The 22548-nt window shown below is 73.1% G+C and carries 23 protein-coding genes; 13 read left to right on the top strand and 10 right to left on the bottom strand.

Annotated elements, in window-relative coordinates; translation table 11 throughout:
* Positions 1 to 11: 11 nt before the first annotated feature.
* The 4 genes from HD593_RS39250 to HD593_RS39235 are packed head-to-tail and all read right to left on the bottom strand — an operon-like array spanning position 12 to position 3778.
* Complete coding sequence (locus tag HD593_RS39250; protein WP_185107112.1) at positions 12 to 731, bottom strand: ABC transporter permease; 720 nt, start codon at positions 729 to 731, stop codon at positions 12 to 14.
* Positions 728 to 1609: an ABC transporter ATP-binding protein gene (locus tag HD593_RS39245; RefSeq protein WP_185107110.1), complete on the bottom strand. Its 882-nt coding sequence runs from the start codon at positions 1607 to 1609 to the stop codon at positions 728 to 730. The genes HD593_RS39250 and HD593_RS39245 overlap by 4 nt, the downstream gene beginning before the upstream one ends.
* 45 nt (positions 1610 to 1654) lie before the next feature.
* Positions 1655 to 2344: an alpha/beta hydrolase gene (locus HD593_RS39240; RefSeq protein ID WP_185107108.1), complete on the bottom strand. Its 690-nt coding sequence runs from the start codon at positions 2342 to 2344 to the stop codon at positions 1655 to 1657.
* A 12-nt stretch (positions 2345 to 2356) separates the two neighbouring features.
* The gene (locus tag HD593_RS39235) at positions 2357 to 3778 is read right to left on the bottom strand and encodes an aminotransferase-like domain-containing protein (RefSeq protein WP_185107106.1); all 1422 of its coding nucleotides are present in this window, start codon (positions 3776 to 3778) and stop codon (positions 2357 to 2359) included.
* A 113-nt stretch (positions 3779 to 3891) separates the two neighbouring features.
* Between HD593_RS39235 and HD593_RS39230 the strand changes: the two genes are divergently transcribed.
* Entirely contained in the window at positions 3892 to 5034 is a 1143-nt protein-coding gene (locus HD593_RS39230; RefSeq protein ID WP_312904030.1) for a trans-sulfuration enzyme family protein, read from the top strand.
* A gap of 11 nt (positions 5035 to 5045) precedes the next feature.
* Complete coding sequence (locus HD593_RS39225; protein WP_185107103.1) at positions 5046 to 6032, top strand: threonine/serine dehydratase; 987 nt, start codon at positions 5046 to 5048, stop codon at positions 6030 to 6032.
* Positions 6033 to 6203: 171 nt separating this feature from the next.
* Here HD593_RS39225 and panB read toward each other — a convergent pair whose 3' ends face one another.
* Positions 6204 to 7034, bottom strand: coding sequence for a 3-methyl-2-oxobutanoate hydroxymethyltransferase (gene panB, locus HD593_RS39220; protein ID WP_185107101.1), 831 nt, complete (start codon positions 7032 to 7034; stop codon positions 6204 to 6206).
* A 148-nt stretch (positions 7035 to 7182) separates the two neighbouring features.
* On the opposite strand from panB, the gene HD593_RS39215 reads away from it, so the two are divergent.
* The 6 genes from HD593_RS39215 (at position 7183) to HD593_RS39190 (ending at position 14930) form a co-directional block, all read left to right on the top strand.
* Positions 7183 to 8421, top strand: coding sequence for an MFS transporter (locus HD593_RS39215; protein WP_185107099.1), 1239 nt, complete (start codon positions 7183 to 7185; stop codon positions 8419 to 8421).
* A 194-nt stretch (positions 8422 to 8615) separates the two neighbouring features.
* On the top strand, positions 8616 to 10178 hold the full coding sequence (locus HD593_RS39210) for an MFS transporter (protein ID WP_185107097.1): 1563 nt from the start codon (positions 8616 to 8618) through the stop codon (positions 10176 to 10178).
* 103 nt (positions 10179 to 10281) lie between these two features.
* Entirely contained in the window at positions 10282 to 10884 is a 603-nt protein-coding gene (locus tag HD593_RS39205; RefSeq protein WP_185107095.1) for a TetR/AcrR family transcriptional regulator, read from the top strand.
* A gap of 406 nt (positions 10885 to 11290) precedes the next feature.
* On the top strand, positions 11291 to 13147 hold the full coding sequence (locus HD593_RS39200; RefSeq protein WP_312904028.1) for a right-handed parallel beta-helix repeat-containing protein: 1857 nt from the start codon (positions 11291 to 11293) through the stop codon (positions 13145 to 13147).
* Between the two features lie 62 nt (positions 13148 to 13209).
* Positions 13210 to 13578, top strand: a complete 369-nt coding sequence (locus tag HD593_RS39195) for a cupredoxin domain-containing protein (RefSeq protein WP_221525199.1) — start codon at positions 13210 to 13212, stop codon at positions 13576 to 13578.
* A 5-nt stretch (positions 13579 to 13583) separates the two neighbouring features.
* A complete protein-coding gene (locus HD593_RS39190) occupies positions 13584 to 14930 on the top strand; it encodes a hypothetical protein (RefSeq protein ID WP_246549238.1) in 1347 nt (448 codons plus the stop codon).
* Here the strand turns inward: HD593_RS39190 and HD593_RS39185 are convergent.
* Both HD593_RS39185 and HD593_RS39180 read right to left on the bottom strand, forming a co-directional pair.
* A complete protein-coding gene (locus HD593_RS39185; protein ID WP_185107091.1) occupies positions 14922 to 15701 on the bottom strand; it encodes an ABC transporter permease in 780 nt (259 codons plus the stop codon). The genes HD593_RS39190 and HD593_RS39185 overlap by 9 nt on opposite strands.
* Positions 15698 to 16648: an ATP-binding cassette domain-containing protein gene (locus HD593_RS39180; protein WP_185107089.1), complete on the bottom strand. Its 951-nt coding sequence runs from the start codon at positions 16646 to 16648 to the stop codon at positions 15698 to 15700. The genes HD593_RS39185 and HD593_RS39180 overlap by 4 nt, the downstream gene beginning before the upstream one ends.
* A gap of 48 nt (positions 16649 to 16696) precedes the next feature.
* Between HD593_RS39180 and HD593_RS39175 the strand changes: the two genes are divergently transcribed.
* A complete protein-coding gene (locus HD593_RS39175; RefSeq protein WP_185107087.1) occupies positions 16697 to 17458 on the top strand; it encodes a TetR/AcrR family transcriptional regulator in 762 nt (253 codons plus the stop codon).
* 39 nt (positions 17459 to 17497) lie between these two features.
* Here the strand turns inward: HD593_RS39175 and HD593_RS39170 are convergent, their stop codons facing one another.
* Positions 17498 to 18649 carry a hypothetical protein gene (locus HD593_RS39170; RefSeq protein WP_185107086.1) on the bottom strand — a complete coding sequence of 384 codons (1152 nt, stop codon included), beginning with the start codon at positions 18647 to 18649 and terminating at the stop codon, positions 17498 to 17500.
* A gap of 75 nt (positions 18650 to 18724) precedes the next feature.
* Here HD593_RS39170 and HD593_RS39165 point away from each other — a divergent pair, with 75 nt between their 5' ends.
* Positions 18725 to 19396 (top strand): TetR/AcrR family transcriptional regulator, encoded by a 672-nt coding sequence (locus tag HD593_RS39165; protein ID WP_185107084.1) that lies wholly within the window; start codon positions 18725 to 18727, stop codon positions 19394 to 19396.
* On the opposite strand, the gene HD593_RS39160 is transcribed toward HD593_RS39165, so the two are convergent.
* Positions 19350 to 19826 carry a PP2C family protein-serine/threonine phosphatase gene (locus HD593_RS39160; RefSeq protein WP_185107082.1) on the bottom strand — a complete coding sequence of 159 codons (477 nt, stop codon included), beginning with the start codon at positions 19824 to 19826 and terminating at the stop codon, positions 19350 to 19352. The two genes, HD593_RS39165 and HD593_RS39160, sit on opposite strands and share 47 nt — an antisense overlap.
* A 59-nt stretch (positions 19827 to 19885) precedes the next feature.
* The gene (locus tag HD593_RS39155; RefSeq protein WP_185107080.1) at positions 19886 to 20050 is read right to left on the bottom strand and encodes a hypothetical protein; all 165 of its coding nucleotides are present in this window, start codon (positions 20048 to 20050) and stop codon (positions 19886 to 19888) included.
* 72 nt (positions 20051 to 20122) lie between these two features.
* Between HD593_RS39155 and HD593_RS39150 the strand changes: the two genes are divergently transcribed.
* The 3 genes from HD593_RS39150 to HD593_RS39140 all read left to right on the top strand — a co-directional run bounded on the left by HD593_RS39150 (position 20123) and on the right by HD593_RS39140 (position 22527).
* Positions 20123 to 21238: a sigma-70 family RNA polymerase sigma factor gene (locus HD593_RS39150; protein ID WP_185107078.1), complete on the top strand. Its 1116-nt coding sequence runs from the start codon at positions 20123 to 20125 to the stop codon at positions 21236 to 21238.
* 107 nt (positions 21239 to 21345) lie between these two features.
* Positions 21346 to 22143 (top strand): YybH family protein, encoded by a 798-nt coding sequence (locus tag HD593_RS39145; protein ID WP_185107076.1) that lies wholly within the window; start codon positions 21346 to 21348, stop codon positions 22141 to 22143.
* A 24-nt stretch (positions 22144 to 22167) separates the two neighbouring features.
* A complete protein-coding gene (locus HD593_RS39140) occupies positions 22168 to 22527 on the top strand; it encodes a hypothetical protein (RefSeq protein WP_221525198.1) in 360 nt (119 codons plus the stop codon).
* The last annotated feature ends 21 nt before the right edge of the window (positions 22528 to 22548 follow it).

Raw genomic sequence — 22548 nt, 5'->3', positions numbered from 1 at the left:
CACGATGACGATTATGACCTGCGCGGTTCCCAGCGGAACCACAGCCGCAGCGCCACGAGCCCCACGACGGCCCAGCCCGCCAGCACGAGGAACGGCACCACGAGCTCGCCGGTCCTGACCGCGTCCACCACGGCCGTGGTGGGCAGCAGGTCCAGGGCCGGACGCAGCCAGGAGGGCACCGGGATGGGCCCCATCGCGCCCGCCGACACCGCGGCGACGAGGAAGACCGGCATGGTGTAGGCGGCGGCCAGCTCGGCCCGCGGGATCGCCGCCGTGTACGCGGCCCCGAGCAGGGACATCACCACCGAGCCCGCGATCGTGACGGCGGCGAAGGCCACGGGGTCCGCGGGGAGCGGGACGCCCGCGGCGTAGCGTACGGCCACCGCGCACAGCACGATCAGGGCCACGGTCTGCGTGGCCGTGCTGGCGATCTGGCCCAGCAGGAGCTGGCCGTCCGTCAGTCTTGTGGAGCGCAGCCGCTTGAGCACGAGCTGGTCGCGGCGGGCGGTCAGGGCCACCGTGATGTTCATGAACGCGGTGATCGCCAGCAGGATCGAGATCGAGCTCTGGGCGAGGGCGGCGGCCCCCGCGACGCCGCCCGCGGTGACGTGCCGCATCAGCGTCGGCAGGCCCACGGCCAGGCCGACGGGCGTGACGACCGAGGCGAACAGCATGGCCTTGTCCCGCCAGAACAGGCGGGTGCCGAGCCGGTAGGTGGCGGTGAGGCTCATCGGGCGCTCATCTCCATGAACAGGTCTTCCAGAGTGGCGGCGCGGACCTCCAGGCCCGCCAGGCGCAGCCCGCGTTCGGCCGCCCAGGTCAGCAGCGTCTGCGCGGCCAGGTCGGGGTCCTCGGCGCGGCACACGGCGACCCCCTGCTCGACCGTGACCGGCAGCGGCAGGGAAGCGGGGTCCACGTGCGCGGGCAGCCGGAACGCCACCCGCCCGCCGCGGGCCGCGAGCGTCTCGGCCATGCCGCCGGAGGCCACGATGCGGCCCTCGTCCATGATCGCCATCGAGGCGGCCAGGCGCTGCGCCTCCTCCAGGTAGTGCGTGGTCAGCAGGATCGTGGTGCCCTCACCGGCCAGGTCGCGGATGACCTGCCAGGTGGCGGCGCGTGCCTCCGGGTCCATGCCGGCGGTCGGCTCGTCGAGGAAGAGCAGGTCGGGGCGGCCCAGCAGGGCCAGCGCCAGGTCCAGCCTGCGCTTCTCGCCGCCGGACAGCTGCCGCACCCTGGTGCCCGACCTGGCCCGCAGCCCGGCCAGCTCCAGCGCCTCGTCACGGGGCCGGGGCGAGGAGGTGAAGTCGCGCCAGGTGTCGACGGTCTGGGCGACCGTCAGGTCGGGGAAGAACCCGGCCTCCTGCAGCATGACGCCGGTGCGCCGGCGTACGGCGGCGCGGTCGCCGTGCGGGTCGAGGCCGAGCACCCGCACCGTGCCGCCGTCGGCCCGCTGGAAGCCCGCCAGCACCTCGATCGTGGTGGTCTTGCCCGCGCCGTTCCTGCCGAGCAGCGCGAAGATCTCTCCCTCGGCCACCTCGAACGAGATGCCCTTCACCGCCTCGAATCCCTGATGGCTCTTGCGGAGCCCGCTCACGTCGATCGCTGTCATGCGTCCCACTGTCGCCGGGGGCGGAGGCGGGCGACAGTGAAGAATTCACGACTTCCGGGAGAGCTTGAGCAGCGCGTCGGTGACGCCCTCGGGATCGACGAGCTGGTGCAGGTGGGTGCCGGGCAGCCGGGTCACCGGCCAGCCCCGGCGGGCCGCCTCCTCGGCGACCGCGTCGTACGGCGGGCCGTACCACAGGAGCGAGCACCGGACGGTGTCCCATCCGGCGGGCACGGGTATCGGCTGCGTGTAGTAGTCGAGCGGCAGCCGCGGCTGCTCGGCCGCCACCCGGATCCTGACGGCCGGATCGGGCAGCATGGCCACCACGTCCTCCTCGTCCCACCAGTCGGTCCAGCGCGGCAGCACGCCGTCGGGGCCCGCCAGGTCGTGCAGGAACGGCAGGAACGCCTCCTCCGCCGTCGTGACCATCCCCTCGCCGGGCGGGATGTGCGCGTCGGCGAACACACAGGCCACCACCCGCTCGCCCAGCCCTTCCTTGATCGCCGGCACGAAGAACCCGGCGTTGCTGTGCGCGACCAGCACGAGGGGGCCGTCGGAGGGCGCCGCGGCCCGCACCGCGGCCACCACCTTGTGCCAGTACGGTGGCCCGCCCGCCGACACGCCGGTCAGGTCGGGCACCACGGCGGCATGCCCGCGGCGCTCCAGCGACTCGGCCACCGGAGCCCACGTCGAGGGCCCGACGGAGGGGCTGTGCACGAGTACGAACGTCGTCTGCATGCATCCAGCTTTTCAGACGACGAGGGGGTGGCGGGAGACCGTGCGACCGGCTCCGTCGTACGAGGCCCAGGCCGCGGCCAGGTTGTTCACCGCTCGCGAGAGCTCGTCCTCGGGGAAGAGGAAGTGCAGCCGCATGCGGTCGGCGTGGGCGCCCAGCGGGTCGAAGGAGCGGCCGGGCGGCACCGCGACGCCGTGCCTGAGCGCCACCTGGGCGAAGGAGTCGGCGTCACCGTGCGGGAGGCGTACCCAGATGGTCTGGCCACCGAGCGCGGGCTCGAACGTCCAGGACGGCAGCCGTGCCCGCAGCTCGGCGCACAGATGGTCGTGGCGGCGGCGCAGCGTGGCGAGCTGGGCGGCGCGAACCTCGTCCAGGCGCCGCACCAGCGCGGCGGCGGCGAGCTGGCTGACCACCTCGCCACCGAGATCCTGTACGGCCCGCAGCCTGGCCAGCCGCGAGACCAGCGGCGCCGCCGCGCGGATCCAGCCCACCCGCAGCCCGCCCCAGACGAGCTTGCTCAGCGAGCCGATCGTGATGATCTGCTCGCCCCGGTGGAAGCCGGCCAGCGGCGCCGGCGTCTCGCCGGAGAAGCACAGCTCGGCGCGGACCTCGTCGTCGATCAGCGGTACGTCGTGCTCGGCGGCCAGCGTGGCCAGCCGCCGGCGGGACGGATTGTCCATGATCGCGCCGTCCGGGTTGCGGACCGAGGGCACGAAGTACGCCAGCGCCGGGCGCTCGCGCAGGTCCTCGATGCTCGTGGCGGGCCGCACGACCGCCGCCGCGTGCCTGAACGCCTCCAGCGCGCCCGGATAGGTGGGCGTCTCGGTGAGCACCGTGTCGCCCGGCGCCACCAGCAGGCTGGTGAGCAGGGTGAGCGCCTGCTGGGCGCCCGTCGTCACGATGATCTCGTCGGGCGTCGTGGGCAGGCCGCGGCCCGTGTAGTACGCGGCCAGCACCGCCCGCAGCTCCGGGTCGCCCGCCGGCTGGTAGCCCATCTCGTGCAGCCCGGCCAGGCGGTGCGCGGCCTCGGCGTACGCCTCGCACAGGGCGGGTGGCGGGTCGTGCGGGGCGGCGCACGTCAGGAGCTGCACGTTGTCCGGCGGGTGCAGGATGTGCAGGAGCAGCGGGTTGGCGGCCACGCCGTCGGCCGTGCGCGTGGCCGGCAGGTCGAGCGCGGCCACCCTGGTGCCGCTGCCCTGGCGGCGCACCAGCCGGCCCTCCTGCTGGAGCAGGTCGTACGCGGCCACCACCGTGCCCCGGCCCACCGCCAGCCGCCTGGCCAGCACCCGGTCAGGGGGCAGCGGCTCGTCCGGCGCGAGCACGCCGTCGTCGATCAGCGCCCGCAGGCGGGCGGCGAGCAGCAGGTACAGCGGCCCGCGCCCGGACGCCCAGCGGCCGAGCAGATCGACGAGATCATCGAGATTGGCCCCATTCATGGACCAATTCTGCCGCATTGGCTCTGACATCGGATCCCAGGCGGATGGATCCTGGAGCCATGAACGAATTCCGCCCTGATTCCCGCCCGGTTTTCCGGCCTGAGACGCGAGCCGTGCACGTTCCGCAGCCGCCCATCGAGGGCAGCCGCCCGATCAGCATGCCGATCTACCAGACCTCCGGCTTCGTCTTCGACGACCCCGCCGTGATGGCCGAATCGATGGGGCGCCCCGACGGGGCGTTCGTCTACGGGCGGTACAGCAACCCGACCGTGCGCTCGCTGGAGCTCGCCGTGGCCGGGCTGGAGGGCGGCGAGCACGCCATCGCCACGGGCTCGGGCATGGGCGCCATCAACGTCGTCCTGCTCGGCCTGCTCAAGCCCGGCGACCACTTCGTGGCCCAGCGTTCCCTGTACGGGGGCACCGCCGCCATGATCAACGAGCTGGTCGCCAGGTTCGGCGTCACCGTCACGTACGTGCCGGAGAACGACCCGGCCGCCCTGCGCGCAGCCGTCCGCCCCGAGACCCGGCTGGTCTACCTGGAGACGATCAGCAACCCGATGACGCTGGTGGCCGACCTGCCCGGGATGTGCGAGGTCGCCCGCGACCTGGGGATCCTGTCCGTGGTGGACAACACGTTCGCCACGCCCCTGCTGTGCCGCCCGTTCGAGCACGAGGCGGACATCGTCCTGCACTCCACCACGAAGTACCTGTCCGGGCACACCGACGTGGTGGGCGGGCTCGCCGTCTTCGCCGACCGCGGGCTCTACGACCGGCTGTGGCACTTCGCGATCGAGCTGGGGGCCTCGCCCGACCCGTTCGCGAGCTGGCTGACGGTACGCGGGCTGCAGACGCTCGCGCTGCGCATGGAGCGCCACTGCGCCAACGCCGAGTACCTGGCCACCCGGCTGGCCGGGCACCCCGCCGTCGAGGCCGTGCACTGGCCGGGGCTGGCCACGCATCCCTCGTACGAGCTGGCGGCCAAGCTGCTGCCCGGGTTCGGCGGGGTGTTCTCGTTCGACCTGGCCGGCGGGCGGGCGGCGGGGGAGCGGTTCATGAGCTCCGTACGCCTGGCGCTGCTCGCCCCGTCGCTCGGCGGCGTCGAGACGCTCGTCCTGCACCCCGCCACCACCTCCCACCGCGCCCTCGGCCCTGACGAACTGCGGCGCAGCGGCATCGGCGAGGGCACCGTACGCATCGCGGTCGGCATCGAGCACCCCGAGGACCTGTGGGCCGATGTGTCCCAGGCCCTGGCATAGCCTTGAAGACCGTGACGACTGTTAACCATGAGCACGTTCCGGCGGCCGCTCGGCGGATCGCCGGGCACGTGCTCCGCACGCCCGTGATCGAGGTCTCTCCCGGGTTGTGGCTGAAGCTGGAGCTGCTGCAGCACACGGGGTCCTTCAAGGTACGCGGGGCGTTCAACCGCATGCTGTCCGCCGGTGAGCTGCCCGGGAGCGGCGTGATCGCCGCCAGCGGGGGCAACCACGGGTTGGCGGTGGCGTTCGCCGCGCGGGCCCTGGGCGTGCGGGCGGAGATCTTCGTGCCCGAGGTGACCAGCCCGGTCAAGGTGGCGGGGCTGCGGGCGCTGGGCGCGCACATCACGCAGACCGGGGCCTTCTACTCCGACGCCGCCGATGCCGCCGCCAAGCGGGCCGTGGAGACCGGGGCGCTGGCGGTGCACGCGTACGAGCAGGCCGAGGTGGTGGCCGGGCAGGGGACCACGGGGCTGGAGCTCGTCGAGCAGACCGGCGGGGTGGACACGGTGCTGGTGGCCGTCGGCGGGGGCGGCTTCGCGGCCGGCATCACGCTCGGCACAGCCGCCGCCGCGGCCGCGGCCGGTGCCGGTCCGGCGGATGCCGCCGGGTCCTCGGCCGGTTCCGGGGCGGGTGGGCCGAGGATCGTGTGTGTCGAGCCCGAGCGGATCCCGACCCTGCACGCGGCGCTCCGGGCGGGCGAGCCTGTGCAGGTCGAGGTCGGCGGCGTGGCGGCCGACGCGCTCGGGGCCAGCAAGCTCGGCGGGCTGGCGTTCGAGGTGCTGTCCGGGCCCCGGGTGGAGAGCGTGCTGGTGACGGACGAGGCGATCGTGTCGGCGCGGCGTACGCTCTGGGAGCGGCACCGGGTGGCGGCCGAGCACGCGGGCGCGGCCGCCTACGCGGCGTTGCTGTCGGGCGTCTACCGGCCGGCTCCGGGCGAGCGGGTCGCCGTGGTGGTGTGCGGCTCGAACACCGACCCCGCCACACTCACCACCGCCTGACCCGCCACCCGCACGACCACGCCGAACCCCGGTGGCCGCCCCGACGGAACGGCCGGCCACCGGGCACCTGACAGGCCCGCGCGGACAGCCACCCGGCCAGGCGGGTACCCGCCTGGCGCGGACGGCCACGCGAGTCACCGGGCCATGCTCGGACGGCTGCCGGGCGCGTGGTCAGCTGTAGGTGTGCTCCGCCGCCGGGAACGCCCCGGACACCACGTCGTCGGCGAAGGCGCGGGCGGCGCGGTCCATCTCGCCGGCGAGGTCGGCATACCGCTTGACGAACCTGGCCGGCCGCGGCGTGAGCCCCATGAGGTCCTGCCACACCAGGACCTGGGCGTCCGTCGCGGCTCCCGCCCCGATGCCGATGGTCGGGATCGCCAGCGACGTCGTCACCCGCTGCGCCAGATCGGCCGGCACGCACTCCAGCACCACTGAGAACGCCCCGGCCCGCTCCAGGTCCTTGGCGTCCGACATGAGCTCGTCGCCCGACTGCCCCCGCCCCTGTACGCGGTAACCGCCCATGACGTTGACCGACTGCGGGGTCAGCCCGAGGTGCGCCATGACCGGCACCCCGGCCGAGACCAGCGCCTCGACCTGCGGCAGGACCCGCCGCCCGCCCTCCAGCTTGACCGCGTGCGCCCCGGCCTCCTTCATGAACCTCGCCGCCGACTCCAGCGCCTGCTGGGGCGAGGACTGGTACGAGCCGAACGGCAGGTCGGCGACCACCAGAGCGCGCTGGGAGCCGCGCACGACGGCGGCCGTGAGCGGCAGGAGGTCGTCGACCGTGACCGGCAGCGTGGAGTCGTAGCCGTAGACGACCATGGCCGCCGAGTCGCCCACGAGCAGGACCGGGATGCCCGCCGCGTCGAACACCCGCGCCGTCATCGCGTCGTAGGCGGTGACCATCGGCCACCGCTCTCCGCGCTCCTTGGCGGCGGTGAGGTCGCGGACGGTGACGCGGCGCCCGGACACGCCGCCGTACAACGTGGTTGAAGAGGACATGTGCGAACCCTCCAGGACAACGTCTCGAGGCGCCCCAGTGGCGTCCCCGGACTCACTCCGATGATGTCACGCGCTCTCATACGCGGAAAACCAGTGGCAAAACTGTCGGTGCCTCTTGCCACAATCGACGTCGGAGGTAATGAACACCATGGCTCTCGACCCTTACCGGCGCCTGCTCAGAATCCCGGGCGTCCCCACGCTGCTCCTGGTGGGGCTGCTGGCCCGCGTGCCCGCCACGGCCGTGGGCATGGCGCTGACCCTGCACGTGGCCGAGGTGATGGGGCTCGAGTACGGCCCGGCCGGGCTGGTCTCCATGGCCAGCACGATCGGCATGGCCATCGGCTCGCCGCTGGCGGGCAGGTTCGTCGACAGGCACGGGCTGCGTCCGGTGCTCACCGTCACCACCGTGGCGCAGGCGGCGTTCTGGGCGAGCGCCTGGGCGCTGCCGTTCCCCGTCCTGCTCGTGGCAGCGGCGGTGGCGGGGCTGCTGGCGCTGCCGGTGTTCAGCGTGACCAGGCAGTGCCTGGCGGCCATGGTGCCGGTCGAGCAGCGGCGCAGCGGGTTCGCGCTCGACTCGATGCTGGTCGAGATCTCGTACATGGTAGGGCCCGCGCTCGCGGTGGCGGGCATCACGACGCTCGGCAGCGGCGTGACGCTGACGGCCATCGGGGCCGGCCTGACGGCGGCGGGGCTGGGGCTGATCCTGCTCAACCCGCCGGTCCGCTCGGTCGCCGAGCTGGAGGCGGAGGCCGTGAAGGTGCCCAGGCGGCAGTGGCTCACGCCGGCGTTCGTGGCGCTGCTCGGCACGGCCGCGGCGGCCACGTTCGTGCTCACCGCGACCGAGCTCTCCCTGGTCGCCACCATGACCGAGGCGAAGCAGACCGCGTGGGTGGGGCTGGCGGTGGCCATCTGGTGCGTGTTCTCGCTGGTCGGCGGGTTCGTGTACGGCGGGCTGTCGCGGGGCTTCTCGCCGCTGGCCCTGATCGCGGGCATGGGCGTGCTGACCATCCCGGTGGGGCTGGTGGAGGGCGGCTGGCACTGGCTGGTGCTGGCGCTGCTGCCTGCCGGGCTGCTGTGCGCGCCGGCGCTGTCGTCCACGGTCGACGCGCTCAGCCGGTGGGTGCCCAGCGCGGCGCGGGGCGAGGCGATGGGCTTCCACGGCACGGCCCTGCTGATCGGCGGGGCCGCCTCGGCGCCCATCGCGGGCGCCGTCATCGACGGGGCGGGGCCGGAGTGGGCGTTCGTGCTGGCCGGGGTGGTCGGGGTGGCCATGGTGGTGGTCGCCCTGCCGTTCTGGCGGCGCCGCCCGCCCGGCGGTGGTTCGGGGACGCTGCTGGAGAAGGGGGCCACCGAGCAGGCCGAGCCTGCCACCGCCGCGTCGTCCTGACACAGCCCGTCATGACGGAGGCGTCGTGACGGACGGGTGAACGGGGTCCGGGGGCGCGCGGGGGCTGCTCCCGGGCCCCACCGCGTCCTCGCCTGTTTACCTCAGGTTTACGAAACGGGACCGTTGCGTATCGGAATACCTTGCGATACGGTGACGTTGCGAAACTCAGACGTATCGAAATTAAGGATGTTTCCATGGACCCGAACACAGGGCACCCACGCCGCTGGGGGATCCTCGGCGTGCTGGTGTTCAGCCTGCTGGCCGTGGTGCTCGACAACACGATCCTGAACGTGGCGATGAAGACCATCGCCGACGAGACGGTCGGCTTGGGCGCCACCCAGAGCGAGCTGGAGTGGGCGATCAACTCCTACACGCTCGTGTTCGCCGGCCTGTTGTTCACGTTCGGCGTGATCGGCGACCGGACGGGACGCAAGCGGATGTTGTTCATCGGCATGTTGCTGTTCGGCCTGGCCTCGCTGGCCAGCGCCTACTCACAGGACCCGATGCAACTGATCCTGGCCAGGGCGGCGATGGGCATCGGCGGCGCGGCCATCATGCCGGCCACGCTGGCGATCATCTCCAACGTGTTCCCGCCGGCCGAGCGGGGCAAGGCGATCGGCGTGTGGGCCGGTGGCGTGGGCCTCGCGGTGGCGATCGGCCCCATCACGGGCGGCCTGCTGATCGAGCACTTCTGGTGGGGCTCGGTCTTCCTGATCAACGTGCCGATCGTGATCATCAGCATGATCCTCATCGCGGCCGTCGTGCCCGAGTCGCGTGACCCGAAGCCGTCCAAGCTGGACCCGGTCGGCGTGGTGCTGTCCATCATCGGCCTGGTGGCCCTGGTCTACGGCATCATCCGCGGCGGCGAGCTGGGCACCGTGGCGAGCGCGGAGGTGCTGATCCCGACGCTGGCCGGGGTGGCGGTGCTGGGCCTGTTCGTGTGGTGGGAGCGGCGCATCGACCACCCGGTGTTCGATGTGCGCAGCTTCGGCAACGTGCGCTTCAGCTCGGCCATCGGCATGATGGGCATCGTCTTCTTCGCGATGATGGGCGGGATGTTCTTCCTCACGTTCTACCTGCAGATCGTGCTGGGGTTCACGCCGATCCAGGCGGGCGCGCTGATGATCCCGTTCGCCGCCGCGCAGCTCATCTTCGCGCCGCTCAGCCAGCGCATCAACGAACGGTTCGGCGCCAAGCTGTCGGCCAGCGTCAGCATGGTCGTGGTCACGCTGGCCCTCGGCAGCTACGCGCTCATGGACCAGAACACGCCGATCCTGCTCATCGAGGTCATCTTCTTCGTCCAAGGTGCCGCGATGGCGAACATCATGCCGCCCGCGACCACGGCCATCATGGAGTCGCTGCCCAGGGAGAAGGCCGGTGTCGGCTCGGCCATGAGCAACACCGTCCGCCAGGTGTCCGGCGCGCTCGGCGTGGCCGTGCTCGGCTCGGTGCTGTCGTCCAGCTACCGCGGCCAGATGGAGCCCGCGCTGTCCGCCCTGCCCGAGGGCGTGCGGCACGCGGCCGGTGAGTCGATCATGGCGACCATGTCCGTGGTGCAGGAGCTCGGCGCCCAGGGGCGGGCGCTGGTGCAGCCGGCGTTCACCGCGTTCGTGGACGGCATGCACGTCACGGCGCTGGTGTCGGCGGTGATCGGGCTGCTCGGCATCGCGGTGGTGGCCCGGTGGATGCCCGGCAAGCCCCGCTCCGCCAAGCACGCGGAGCAGTCCGAGCCGGTGCTGACGTCCTCCCGCGGATGAGAGGCGGGCCGGCCGATGGAGCGAGCAGCGGGCGGCGGCGCGTGTGCGGCCGGGCGCCCTGAAGACCGGCGCGAGCGCGCCGGCGAGGTATGGTGAGGCCGCGATGTCGATCCAGGAATCCGGAACCGCCCGCCCCGCGGGCCGTCCGCGCAGCGAGAAGGCCGAGAAGGCGATCGTCGAGGCGACCCTCGACCTGATCGGCGAGGGCATGGGCGTGTCCGAGCTGACCATCGAGGCGATCGCCTCGCGGGCGGGCGTCGGCAAGACGACGATCTACCGCCGCTGGTCCAACAAGGAGGACCTGGTCGTCGACGCGCTCTCCACGCTCAAGGCGCCGCTGCCGCCGCTGTCCGGCACGTCGGTGCGCGACGACCTGATCGCCCTGGTCGACGCCATGCGCAGGGAGCACGGCCAGGCCCGCAGCCGTTGCGTGATGAACATCGCGATGAGCGAGGCCGACCGCTACCCGCAACTGTTCGAGCGCTTCCTCCAGCGGGCCGTGGAGCCGCGCAGGGCGGCGATGCGGCAGGTGATCGAGCGCGGCATCGCCACCGGCGAGCTCCGGGCCGGCCTCGACGTGGACATGGCCCAGGCCATGATCTCCGGCACCATGTTGTGGCACACCAAGTGGGGCCCGGCCGGCGACCTCTCGCTCGATCTGGCCGAGCGCGTCGTCGACGCGGCCCTGGCCGGCATGGCTCCATGAGGTCTTGAGAAGAAATGTAGGCGGGCGGGCTAGCGTTCTGGTTCGCCCCACGGAGTTGCACGGATGGCCGACTTCGCGGGGCGCCATTTTTTCCGGATCTTCCGCCTAGGCAGAACGTGAGCCTTGTTCTAGTCTCGCGGCCATGGGCCTCCTGCGAAAGCTCGCGTCCATCGTCGCACTCGCGTCGGGCCTGCTGGTGGCCGGCGGCGGCGCGGCCCTGGCCCACGAGGAACGCCCGGTCTCGTTCCCCGACGGTACGGGCTCTGTGCCGGTCCTGCGGCAGGGCGAACCCGATCTGCTCGTCTGCAAAACCGACAAAGCCGATTTCGAACGCCGAATCGCGAATTTTCCGGCCGACCTTAAAACCCGCAACGTCGACTTATTCGCGAAATGTCAGGAAAACGGGGTGCGGCATCTCCAGGAGGCCGTGGACCGGGTGAACCGCCCCGGAATGACCATCGCCATCCTGCCCGGCCTCTACCGCGAGGAGCCCAGCCGCCCCGCCCCCACCGGCGCCTGCGCCCGCCTGCCCGCCCGCTGGTCGGACTGGGGCTACCAGATCCTCAGCTACGAGCAGCAGGTCCAGTGCCCGCACAACCAGAACCTCGTCGCCATCCTCGGCAAGCAGGACCTCCAGATCGAGGGCACCGGCGCCGGCCCGCTGGACGTCGTCATCGACGCCGAGTACCGCAAGCTGAACGCCGTCCGCGCGGACCGGGCCGACGGCGTCTACTTCAGGAACCTCACCGCGCAGCGCACCACGTTCAACTCCCTGTACGTGCTGGAGACCGACGGCTTCGTCATCGACCGCGTCCTGACCCGCTGGAACGACGAGTACGGCTTCCTCACCTTCGCCAGCGACCACGGCCTCTACACCGACTGCGAGTCGTACGGCAACGGCGACGGCGGCCTCTACCCGGGCAGCGCCTCCAACCTGAACGAGGGCCGCGGCCACGACGTCCCCCGCTACGCCATCGAGATCCGCCGCTGCAAGAGCCACGACAACGCGCTCGGCTACTCGGGCACCGCGGGCGACTCCCTCTGGGTGCACGACAACGAGTTCTACGACAACATGGTCGGCGCCACGATGGACAGCCTCTGGCCCTCCCACCCCGGCCTGCCGCAGAACCACGCGAAGTTCGAGAACAACAAGATCTACGACAACAACCGCGACTACTACCACCACACCCGCGACGGCACCTGCGCCAAGCCGCCCGCCGAACGCGGCTACGAGCGGGGCGTGGTGTGCTCGCAGGTGGGGGTGCCACCGGGCACCGGCGTGATCGTGGCGGGCGGCAACTACAACGTCTTCAAGAACAACCAGGTCTGGGGACACAAGCGGGCGGGCTTCCAGCTCTTCGGCGTGCCCGCGTTCATCAGGGGCGAGAACGACCTCGCCAAGCAGGCCGACACGTCCGACTTCAACCGGTACGAGGGCAACGTGTTCGGCGTCAGCCCGACGGGGGAGCGGCGGCCGAACGGGCTGGACGTCTGGTGGGACGGCCAGGGCACCGGCAACTGCTGGCAGGGGGACGCGGGCGCGTCCTCGCCCACGGTGCTGCCCGTGTGCGCGGCGGCGGCGCCCGAGCTGACGGGCGGGACGCGGCGGCTGCTGGCCGAGCCGGTCAAGCTCGTCAAGCTGTATCTGTGCGCGGACTTCAGCGCCGCCGAGGCGCGGCTGCCCGCCGGGTGCGACTGGTTCGGGGCGTCGGGGCTGGGCAAGGTGGAGGCGCAGCTCGCGCTGGGCGGCTCGGTGGTGCTGGGGCTGCTGGCGGGGCTGTTCTGGTGGCGGTCGCGGCAGGCGATCAGCCGGCGCAAGGCCACGCCCGGTCCGGCGGTGATCAGCCGGCGCGGGGTCACGCCCGGTCCGGGGGCGATCAGCCGGCGCGGGTATCGGCTGGTGGTGGCGGGGACCGTGGCGGGCGGGCTCGGGCTGGTGCTCGACGTCGTGGCCGCGGCACTCGGCAGCTCGGCGCAGGCCGGGGCGGCGTTGCTGCTCATGGGGGCGTGGTGGTTGTGCCTGGGGTCGGCGCTGCGGGCGGGGCGGCCGGTGTTCGGCTGGTTCACGATCGTGGTGGGTGTGCTGGCCTGCGCGGACGCCTTCGACCGGCTCGTGTACCTGATTCCGGTCATCCCGCTGGGGCCGGGGTGGGTGCGGGGGCTGGTCACCGGGTTCTGGGTGTTGTGCGCGGTCGTCGTGCTGGCGCCCCGGCGGGCCCGCGCGGCGGCCGAGCGGCCCGCCGAGGCCGAGGTGCCCACGTGAGGCTCGCCTACTCGCGTGGGTGCCGTGTCGCGAGGCTCGCCTTCGCGCGCGGGTGCCGTGTCGTGCTGATGGTGGCGCTCGCCGCGGGAGCCGCGGGGTGCGGGCCGTTGTCGCGGACGCACCGCGATCCCGGCAACAGCCACGAGGTGGCGACCGGGGCGCCGAGCGGGCGGGCGGACGCCGAGATCACGATCGCGGGCGGCCGGGTCCACCCGCCTCCCGGGTGGCTGGAGGTGGCCAAGGGGCGGCAGGTCAGCATCACCGTCACCAGCGACGTGGCCGACGAGGTGCACGTGCACGGCTACGACCTCGCGGCCGAGCTGCGGCCCGGGGTGCCCGCGACCGTCCGGTTCACGGCGGACCTGACCGGGGTGTTCCAGGTGGAGACCCATGGCAGCAAGCTGGTCCTGACCCAGCTCGCGGTCCGGTGACGGGCATGGTCGCGGCGGGCATGGTCGCGGCAGGCATGGTCGCGGCGGGCGTGCTCGCGCACGGTGTCGGGGAGCGGGCCGATCTGCCGATCCCGATCTTCTACGCCTACGCGGGCGCGTTCGCCGCGCTCGTCGTCTCGTTCCTGGCGCTCGGCCTGCTCTGGGCCGATTCCCGCTTCCGCGGCGACCTGGCCGGCCGCCCGATCACGCTACGCCTCCCCGGCCTGGCTCGGCGCCACGCCGGACCGGCCCCGCCTGGCGATCCCGCCGCCCCTCCGGAGTCTCGCCGTCTGGCCCGTCCGGCCCGGGTGCGCCTGGCCGCGCGCGTCCTGACGCTGCTGGCCGCCGCCTACACCCTCGGCTGGCTGGTCCTCGGCCCGGAGGTGGAGAACGCGGGCCCGTACCTGGTGTACGTGCTCTTCTGGGTCGGCCTGGTGCCCGCGTCGCTGCTGCTCGGCCCGGTGTGGCGGGTGCTGAACCCGTTCCGGCTGCTGCCGGACCGCCCGCGCCGCCCGTACCCGTCCGGGCTCGGCTACCGGCCCGCGGCGGCGGGGCTGCTCGCGTTCACCTGGATGGAGCTGGTCGCCCCCGAGCCCGCCGCACCCCCCACCCTGCTGATCTTCCTCACCCTGTACGCCGCCGCCCAGCTCACCGGCACCCTCGCCTACGGCCACGCCTGGCTGGAGCGCGGCGACCCGTTCGAGGTGTACTCGACCCTGATCGGCCACCTGTCCCCGCTGGGCCGGCGCGCGGACGGCAGGCGCGTGCTGCGCAACCCGTTCGACGGCCTGGACGCCATCGCCCCGGCCCCCGGCCTGGTCGCCACCGTCTGCGTGCTGCTCGGCAGCACCGCCTACGACGGCCTGTCCACCAGCCCGGCCTGGGTGAACGCCCTGCAGTCCGCCCCGTTCGGCGGCCGCGCCGGCCTGGGTACGCTCGGTCTGCTGGCGGCCGTCGCCGGGGTGGCCGCGCTGTACGCCGCGTGCCTCGGGGCGGCCGGCCTGATCGGCGGCACGAGGGGGCTGTCAGGCCGCTTCGCCCACTCGCTGCTGCCGATCGCCGTCGGCTACCTGATCGCGCACTACTTCTCGCTGCTGGTCATCGAGGGCCGGCACGCGATCATCCTGGCGCTGGGCCTGGACGCCGAGGTGGACCGGAACGCCGTGGCGCCCGGCACGATCGCCACCGTGCAGGTGCTGGCCATCGTGATCGGCCACGTCGCGGGCGTGGTGGCCGCCCACGACCGCTCGGTCCGGCTGCTGCCGCCGGCCAGGGCGGTGGCGGGCCAGATCCCGCTGTTCGTGCTGATGGTCTGCTACACGACCGGCGGGCTGACGCTCCTGCTAGCGTGAGGCCGTCCTGCGGCGGAACAGCACCGCCGCCACCGGCACGCAGACCACCACCGTGGCCGCGAGCCACGCGGTGGCCACAGCCCCCGACGACCCCATGGGCAGGCCGAGCAGCAGCGACCGCATGGTCTCGATGATCGGCGTCAGCGGCTGGTTGTAGGCGAAGTCCCGCAGCACGCCGGGCATGGTCTGGGCCGGGACGATGCCGTCCGACACGTACGGCAGGAAGAGCACGAAGAAGCTGAACGCCCCGGCCGCCTGCGACGAGCTGACCAGCAGCCCCCAGACCGCCGCCAGCGCGGACATCGCCAGCACGTACCCGGTCACCAGGGCCAGCACCAGCGCCCAGTCGGCGAGCGAGGCGTCGGGACGGAAGCCGAGCAGCAGCGCGGCGGCCAGGGCGATGGCCGAGGAGCCCACGTTGCGGATCACCGAGGCCACGACGTGCCCGGCGGGCACGACCCAGCCGCTGATCGGCAGGGTGCGGAAGCGGTCGATCATGCCGCCTGTCATGTCCTCGGCGATCGTCACCGCGGTGAGCGCGGCGCCGTACCCGCCGGACATGAGCAGGACGGCGGGCACGACGAAGTCGATGTAGTCCAGCCCGCTGGAGCCGGTCGTGATCGCGCCGCCGAACACGTACACGAACAGGACCATGATCATCACAGGCAGTGCCGTGTTCACGATGAGGCCGTCCAGGACCCGCAGGTCGCGGCGCAGGTCGCGGACGACCAGGCGGCGCAGGTCGCCGGGTGCGGTGAGGGAGGCGCTCATGCCGCGGCTCCTGTCGCGGTGAGCTCGAAGAAGACGTCGTCCATGGTGGGGGTGCGCAGCTCCACGCGTTCGACCGGGATGCCCGCGCCGTGCAGAACGTCCAGCGTGTGACGCAGGTGGTCGGGGCCGTGGAGGGCCAGCGTCAGCTCTCCGGCCTCGGGGTCGACGTGGGCACCCCGCAGCGCGGCGCCCGCGCGGGGCAGGTCGGCCGGGCGTGCCGGGCGCAGGGCCAGGCGTTCCCTGCCGACCTGGCGCTTCAGCGCGGCGGGGGAGTCGTCGGCGACGACGCGACCGTCGTTGATCACCACGACGCGGTCGGCGAGCTGGTCGGCCTCCTCCAGGTACTGGGTGGTCAGCAGGATGGTGGTGCCCGAGCCGAGCAGCTCGCGGATCACCGACCACAGCTCGGCCCTGCTGCGCGGGTCGAGGCCGGTCGTGGGCTCGTCCAGGAACAGGATCGGCGGCGCCGACACCATGCTGGCCGCCAGGTCCAGGCGCCGGCGCATGCCGCCCGAGTACGTGCCGGCCCGGCGGTCGGCGGCGGCGGTCAGGTCGAAGCGTTCGAGCAGCTCCTCCGCCCGCCGCCTGGCCTGGCGGCGGCCCAGATGGTAGAGGCCGGCGAACAGCTCCAGGTTCTCTCTCCCGGTCAGCAACGCGTCCACCGTGGCCTGCTGGGAGGTCAGCCCGATGGCGCGGCGCACCCGTGGGCCGTCGCGCGTCACGTCGTGCCCGGCCACGGTGGCGGTGCCGCCGTCCGGGGCCAGCAGCGTGGTCAGGATCCGTACGGTCGTCGTCTTCCCCGAGCCGTTGGGCCCGAGCAGTGCCAGCAGCGAGCCGGTGGGCACGGTCAGGTCGATCCCGGCCAGCACCCTGGTCCCGCCGAACGACTTGGTGAGCCCCCGGGCCACGATGGAATCTGTGAATGGCTTACTGTGTATGACATTCATAGTTTCACGATAATGCAGAATCCTAGGAGCGAGTCAAGGAGGAGTTCGATGGCGCAGGACCGGTTGCCCCCCATGCTGCAGCGGCTGTGGGGGCGCGAGCCGGCGCCGCGCAGAGGGCCGCGGCCGCGGCTCGACCTGGTCACGATCACCGCCGCCGCCATCGAGCTGGCCGACGCGGAAGGACTGGCCGGGGTGTCGATGAACAGCGTGGCCACGAAGGTCGGGGTGGCCGCGACGGCGCTGTACCGGTACATCGGCAGCAAGGACGACCTGCTCATGCTGATGTCCGACGCCATCGCCGCCGACCCGCCTGATCCGTCGGGCCGGCCCTGGCGCGACTACCTCGCAGAGTGGACCAGGCTCCAGCGCGACCTCGTGCTGAAGCACTCCTGGGTGCTGCAGATCACGAAGTTCGCCCCGCCGCTCGGCCCGCGGCGGCTGCTCTGGCTGGACCGGGCGCTGGCCGCGCTCGACGGCACGGGGCTCGACGACGGGGAGAAGATCAACGTGGCCAGCGCCCTGACCGGGTACGCGCTGACCGACGCCGCGATCGTCGAGGCGGCCGGCACCGGCGTCCAGGAGTTCACGGAGGCCGGGATCGAGAGCGCGGCCGACTACGGCGAGCTGCTGGTGGAGCTGCTCGACCCCGAGCGCTACCCCGCCGCGTCGGCCGCCGTGCGCGGCGGCGCCTTCCGCGGCGCCGAGGGCTGGATCCACGACGACGACTTCCGCTTCGGCCTCGACCTGCTGCTCGACGGCGTGGAACAGCTCATCGCACGGCGCGCGTCAGGCAGTCACGGCGGCGGGTAGCGCGCGTCAGGCGGGCAGCGGCTCGTGGCGCGGTGCGCGTCAGGCGGCCACGTCGGCGGGCAGTAGCTGCTCGGTCAGTAGCCGTCGTACCCGGTCGGGGCCGGTCGCCCACCGGCGCACCAGCTCCCATCCATGGAAATATCCGAAGATGTACGGACTCATCGGCGACGGCTTGAGCAGCCCGAGCGCCGCCGCCACCTCGTCGTCACCGTAGAGCGACCACCGCCCCAGGTACGCGGCCAGCTCCGCCTCGTCCCGCCCCTGGTCCGCCAGGAACGCCGCGTTCCCCCAGACGCCCCACAACACGTTCCTGGCCCGGTGCACGGCCGCGAAGTCGCTGCCGTCAGGCCGCATGCCCAGCTCGGGCAGGACGTTCGCGTTCAGCCACGCCTGCGCCTCGTCCCCGGGGAACACCAGCTCCTCGGCCACCAGCCCCAGCCCCTCGCTGAGCACGAACGACGGCGACAACATGAACCGCACCCGCTGCCCGTCCCCGAGCCGCAGCTCCTTGAGCATCGACTCGGCGATGTGCCCGGGATGCCCCTCGTGCGCCACCAGATACAGCAGATCGGCGACGTTGAACGGGATCGCCCGGTTGATGTGGATCGTGGACTTCAGATCACCCTCGTAGTGACCCGCCCCGTGGAACCCCACGCCCTCCACCAGCCGGCACTCCACCACCTCGCCGGGCGGCAGCGGGACGATCGTGCCCGTCCGCGCCCGCGTCTCCGCCACCGCCCGGTCCACCAGCCCGGGCAGCCGCCCGATGTCCCGCAGCGTGTGCGCCTCCTGCCACGCCCTGAGCCGGTCGGCCAGCGTGCCGGAGTGCCCCGGCAGGGCCGCGTCCAGCTCGGCGTGCGCCTGCTCGAACACCTCCTCCGGCACCCATCGCGGCTCCAGCCCCAGGCACTCCCGCCCGTACTCGGCCAGCGGCGGCCGCTCGCCGTCCAGGTGGCGGGCCATGGCGCGGACGGCGCGTACGTGGGCGGCGAGATAGGCGGTCGGCGCGCACTCCATCAGCCGCTCCGCCTCCTCCGCCAGCGCCCCCGCCACGGCCGGCGGCTCCGCCTCCACCGCCGCGGCCCACTCGGCCGGTCCCCGGTAGATCAGCGCGGTGCCGCTCGCGCCGCCCGTCGCCAGCCGGTTGATCCGCAACGCCAGCATCGCGTGATCCCGGTGCCACTGCTCCATCTCGTCCTCCTCGGGTCGTCGGGGGCGCCTAAGCTAGCCGTACGGATTTCCGTACAATGCACGGAAGGCTGGAGCATGCCGGAGACGATCTGGTTCCGTGAGGACTCCGGGCCGCGCAGGCCCCGGCTGTCACGCGAGCGCATCGTCGAGGCCGCCGTCGCGCTCCTCGACGCGGAGGGCGTGGCCGGCTTCTCCATGCGGGCGCTCGCCGCGCGGCTGGGTGCCGGGACGATGTCGCTGTACGAGTACGTCCAGAGCAAGGAGGACGTCCTCGACCTGGCCCTGGACGAGGTGATCGGCGAGATCGAGGCGCCCGGGGAGACGGGGCCGTGGCGCGAGTTCCTGACCGCGCAGCTCACGCAGAGCCGGGACGTCATGCGCCGCCACCCCTGGGTGCCCGCGCTCACCGCCACCCGCCCGCTGCTGGGGCCCCAGGCCGTGGCCCGGTCCCGGCTGTTCTACTCGGCGCTGGCCGCGGAAGGGCTGGAGGGGGCCGAGCTCACCGCCGCGGTGGGGACGCTGTCGTCCTACGTCAACGGGTTCGTCGCGGCGGAGAACATCTGGTGGCAGAAGGTTCGCAGCCCTGCCGCCGACGCCGAGATCCGGGCCAAGGTGGCCGGGCATCTGGACGGGGAGCTCGCCCGGCTCAGCCAGGTGGAGGATGGGGACTTCGACCGGCAGTTCCTGCTCGGGCTGGGGCTCATCCTGGATGGGATCGAGGGCCGGCTGGCAGGAGCAGGGCGGTGATGTTGTCCTGGCCGCCCGCCGCCAGGGCGTGATCGACGAGGGCGCGGGCAGCGTCCAAGCCTCTGGTGCGGGTCCGGTCTCGCAGGGCGTCGGTGCGGGCTCGGCCGCGCACGGCGCCGACGTGGGTGCGGTCGCGCAGGGCGGTGGCGGTGGCGGTGGGGAAGTGGCGCCACAGGCCGTCCGTGCACAGCAGCAGGAGGCCCGGGGTGCTGGGGCGGAAGCTGCGGAGGTGCGGCTCGGGGCGGCCGGCGTCGGCGCCGAGCCAGGCGGACAGGGCCTCGTGCTCGCCGGTGTCGTCCTCCGTCATGGCCGTCGCGACGCCCTCGCCGGGGAGCCAGTACGCGCGGCTGTCGCCGACCCAGCATGCCCACACGCCGTCCCTGCCCGCGACGCCGGCGACGTACGTGCAGGCAGGCGCCCCGTGCGCCATCGGGTCCCCGGCGGGCGCCAGCGGAACCCGGGCGCGAGTCAGTGGGCCCCGGGCGTGGGTCAGCGGATCTCGGGGGCCGGCCTGCGGATCCCGGCGGCGCCACCGTCCGTCGTGAGCTCGACGTGGGAACGGAACGCCGGCTGCGCCGTCCCGCAATCCCAGCAGTGGCCGTCGGGGGCCACGGTGCCGCCGCCGCACGAGACACAGCGTGTCATTTCCGTCATGGCCTCACGATCGTCCCAGATTCCGGCGGCGGTAGCGTGGCAGGACGCGACACGAGTGGGGTGGACCGGCGGATGGCGCGGACCTGGATCGAGGAGCCCGACGGCGAGGCGGGAGAGCCGCCGCCCCCGTTGCGGGGCGGAGAAGACCGCGAGCCGGCGGCGGCCCGGGGCGGGGAGGAGCGCGAGCTGGTGGCGGCGGCCCGGGGCGGGGACGAGGAGGCGTTCGGGCGGCTGGTGGGGCCGCTGCGGGACGAGCTGCGGGCGCACTGCTACCGGATGCTGGGCTCCCTGCACGACGCCGAGGACGCCGTGCAGGAGACCCTGGACCGGGCGTGGCGAAGCCTGGGACGGTACGAGGACAGGGGCTCGATCAGACCCTGGCTGTACAAGATCGCGACGAACCGGGCCCTGACCCTCATCGAACGCCGGACCCGCCGCGAGCTGCCCGCCGACCTCGGCCCCGGCGGCGCGAGCGAGGTGGCGTGGCTGGAGCCGTACCCGGACCGGCTGATGAGCTGGACGGACGGGCTGGACCCCGAGGCGCGGGTGCTGGCGCGCGAGAGCGTGGAGCTGGCGTTCGTGGCGGCGCTGCAGCACCTGCCGGCCCTCCAGCGGGCCGTCCTGCTGCTGCGCGACGTGCTCGGGTACGCCGCCCGCGAGGTCGCCGACCTCCTCGGCACGACGGTCGCGGCCGTGAACAGCGCCCTGCAACGGGCCCGCGGCACGCTGCGGGACCTGCTCCCCGGCGCCACCCAGCAGCAGACCCTGCGCGAGCTGGGCGAGGAGGGCCGGCGCGAGCTGGCCCAGCGGTACGCGGACGCCTGGGAGGCCGGGGACGTCGAGGCCGTCGTGGCCATGCTGACCGAGGACGCCAGGTACTCGATGCCGCCGCTGACCGCCTGGTACCAGGGGCACGCGGGCATCCGCGCGTTCCTGGAGGAGGGGGCGCTGAGGCGGAGGTGGCGGTTCGTGGCGGCGCGGGCGAACGGGCAGCTGGCGTTCGGGACGTACATGTGGGACGGGGAGCGAGGCCGTTACGTCCCGGCCGGGCTGGACCTGCTCGTGGTACGGGGCACGCGGGTCGCCGAGGTCGTGTCGTTCCTGGAGACGGACTTCGCCTCGTTCGGCCTGCCGGACGGTGACGAGCTCGGTTCGGCGGCCGGAGCTGACTTCGGCGGCGGGTGCTGACTTCTGCGGGCGAGGACTCCTGGTTGCGATGACTTCCGCGGGCGGCGATGAGTTCGCGGCGTGGCGCGGGTTGTAACCGCGGAAGCAACCCTCAGGAGGAGAACCTCATGACCACCGACGAGCAGAGCGTTCGCACGCTGATCGAGAGCTGGGCCGCCGCCGTGCGCGCCGGGGACCTGGACGCGGTCGTCGCCGGTCACGCCGACGACATCGTCATGCACGACGTGCCGGAGAACCTGCGCGGCATCGAGGCGTACCGCAAGGCCTGGCCGCCGTTCTTCGAGTGGCTGGCCATGGGCGTCCCGTTCGACATCGAGTCGCTGGAGGTCACGGCCGGCGCCGACGTCGCCTTCGCGCACACCCTGCTCCGCTGCGGGCCCGCCGCCGAAGAGCCGGACAGGCGGCTGCGGATCACGTTCGGGCTGCGGAAGGAGGGCGGGCGGTGGGTCGTCGCGCATGAGCACCACTCGTTCCCCATCGCCGACCAGGCGGCGGGGGAGGCGGAGGTGCGGCGGGTGCACGAGCGGTGGTACGCGGGCACCGCCGCCAGGGACCTCGACGGCATGATGGCCGCCATCGCTGATGACGTGGTGTCGTACGAGCAGGAGGCGCCCCTCCAGCACGTCGGCGTGGACGCGGTGCGCGAGGTGTGCGCGCGGGGCCTCGACCTGGCCGGTGACGCCCGGGTCACTCTGGCCGTTCCCGAGTTGAAGGTGCTGGTCAGGGAGGATCTTGCGGTGTCGTGGGGGCTCGACCTGGTACGGGTGGGCGAGTCGGGTGAGAGCTGGTCTCGCGGGACCCGGGTGTTCGAGCGGCGCGGCGGCGAGTGGGTGATGGTGCACCAGCACCTGTCCGTTCCGTACGACCCGGCGACCGGAGAGGCGAAAACCGGCCTGCGGCCATGATCGGCGGCCGTTAGCCTGGCGGGCATGTGCACCTACGCGATGGTCCACTACAAGGTCCACTACGTCTGCCTGCCGTGCCGGCGCAGCCACAAGCAGCCCTGGCACGGCGGGGAGCACCGCTGCGCCCGCTGCCGGAGGCCGATGCTGGACGGCGGTCACGACTTCGCCGCGCCGCGGCGGGCGGACGAGCGGAGGTGGCGGGCGGTCGCGGCGGTGCTGGAGTCAGGGTTGCGGTACGAGGGGTTCGAGCCCTGCGGGTGCGGGCGGCAGCCCGAGTACCGGCCTCGGACGAGTGCGCAGGTACGGGCCCGGCGGAGGGTGGCGGCCCGCAGGGGGCTGACCGAGGCGGAAGCCCTGGCACTCCGCGACCCTTCGGACGACTGAGCCTCCCGGCCCTCACATGAG

The organism is Nonomuraea rubra, from assembly GCF_014207985.1.
In the GTDB taxonomy this organism is placed as follows: Bacteria; Actinomycetota; Actinomycetes; order Streptosporangiales; family Streptosporangiaceae; genus Nonomuraea; species Nonomuraea rubra.
This window is presented reverse-complemented; position numbering and strand designations above follow the sequence as displayed.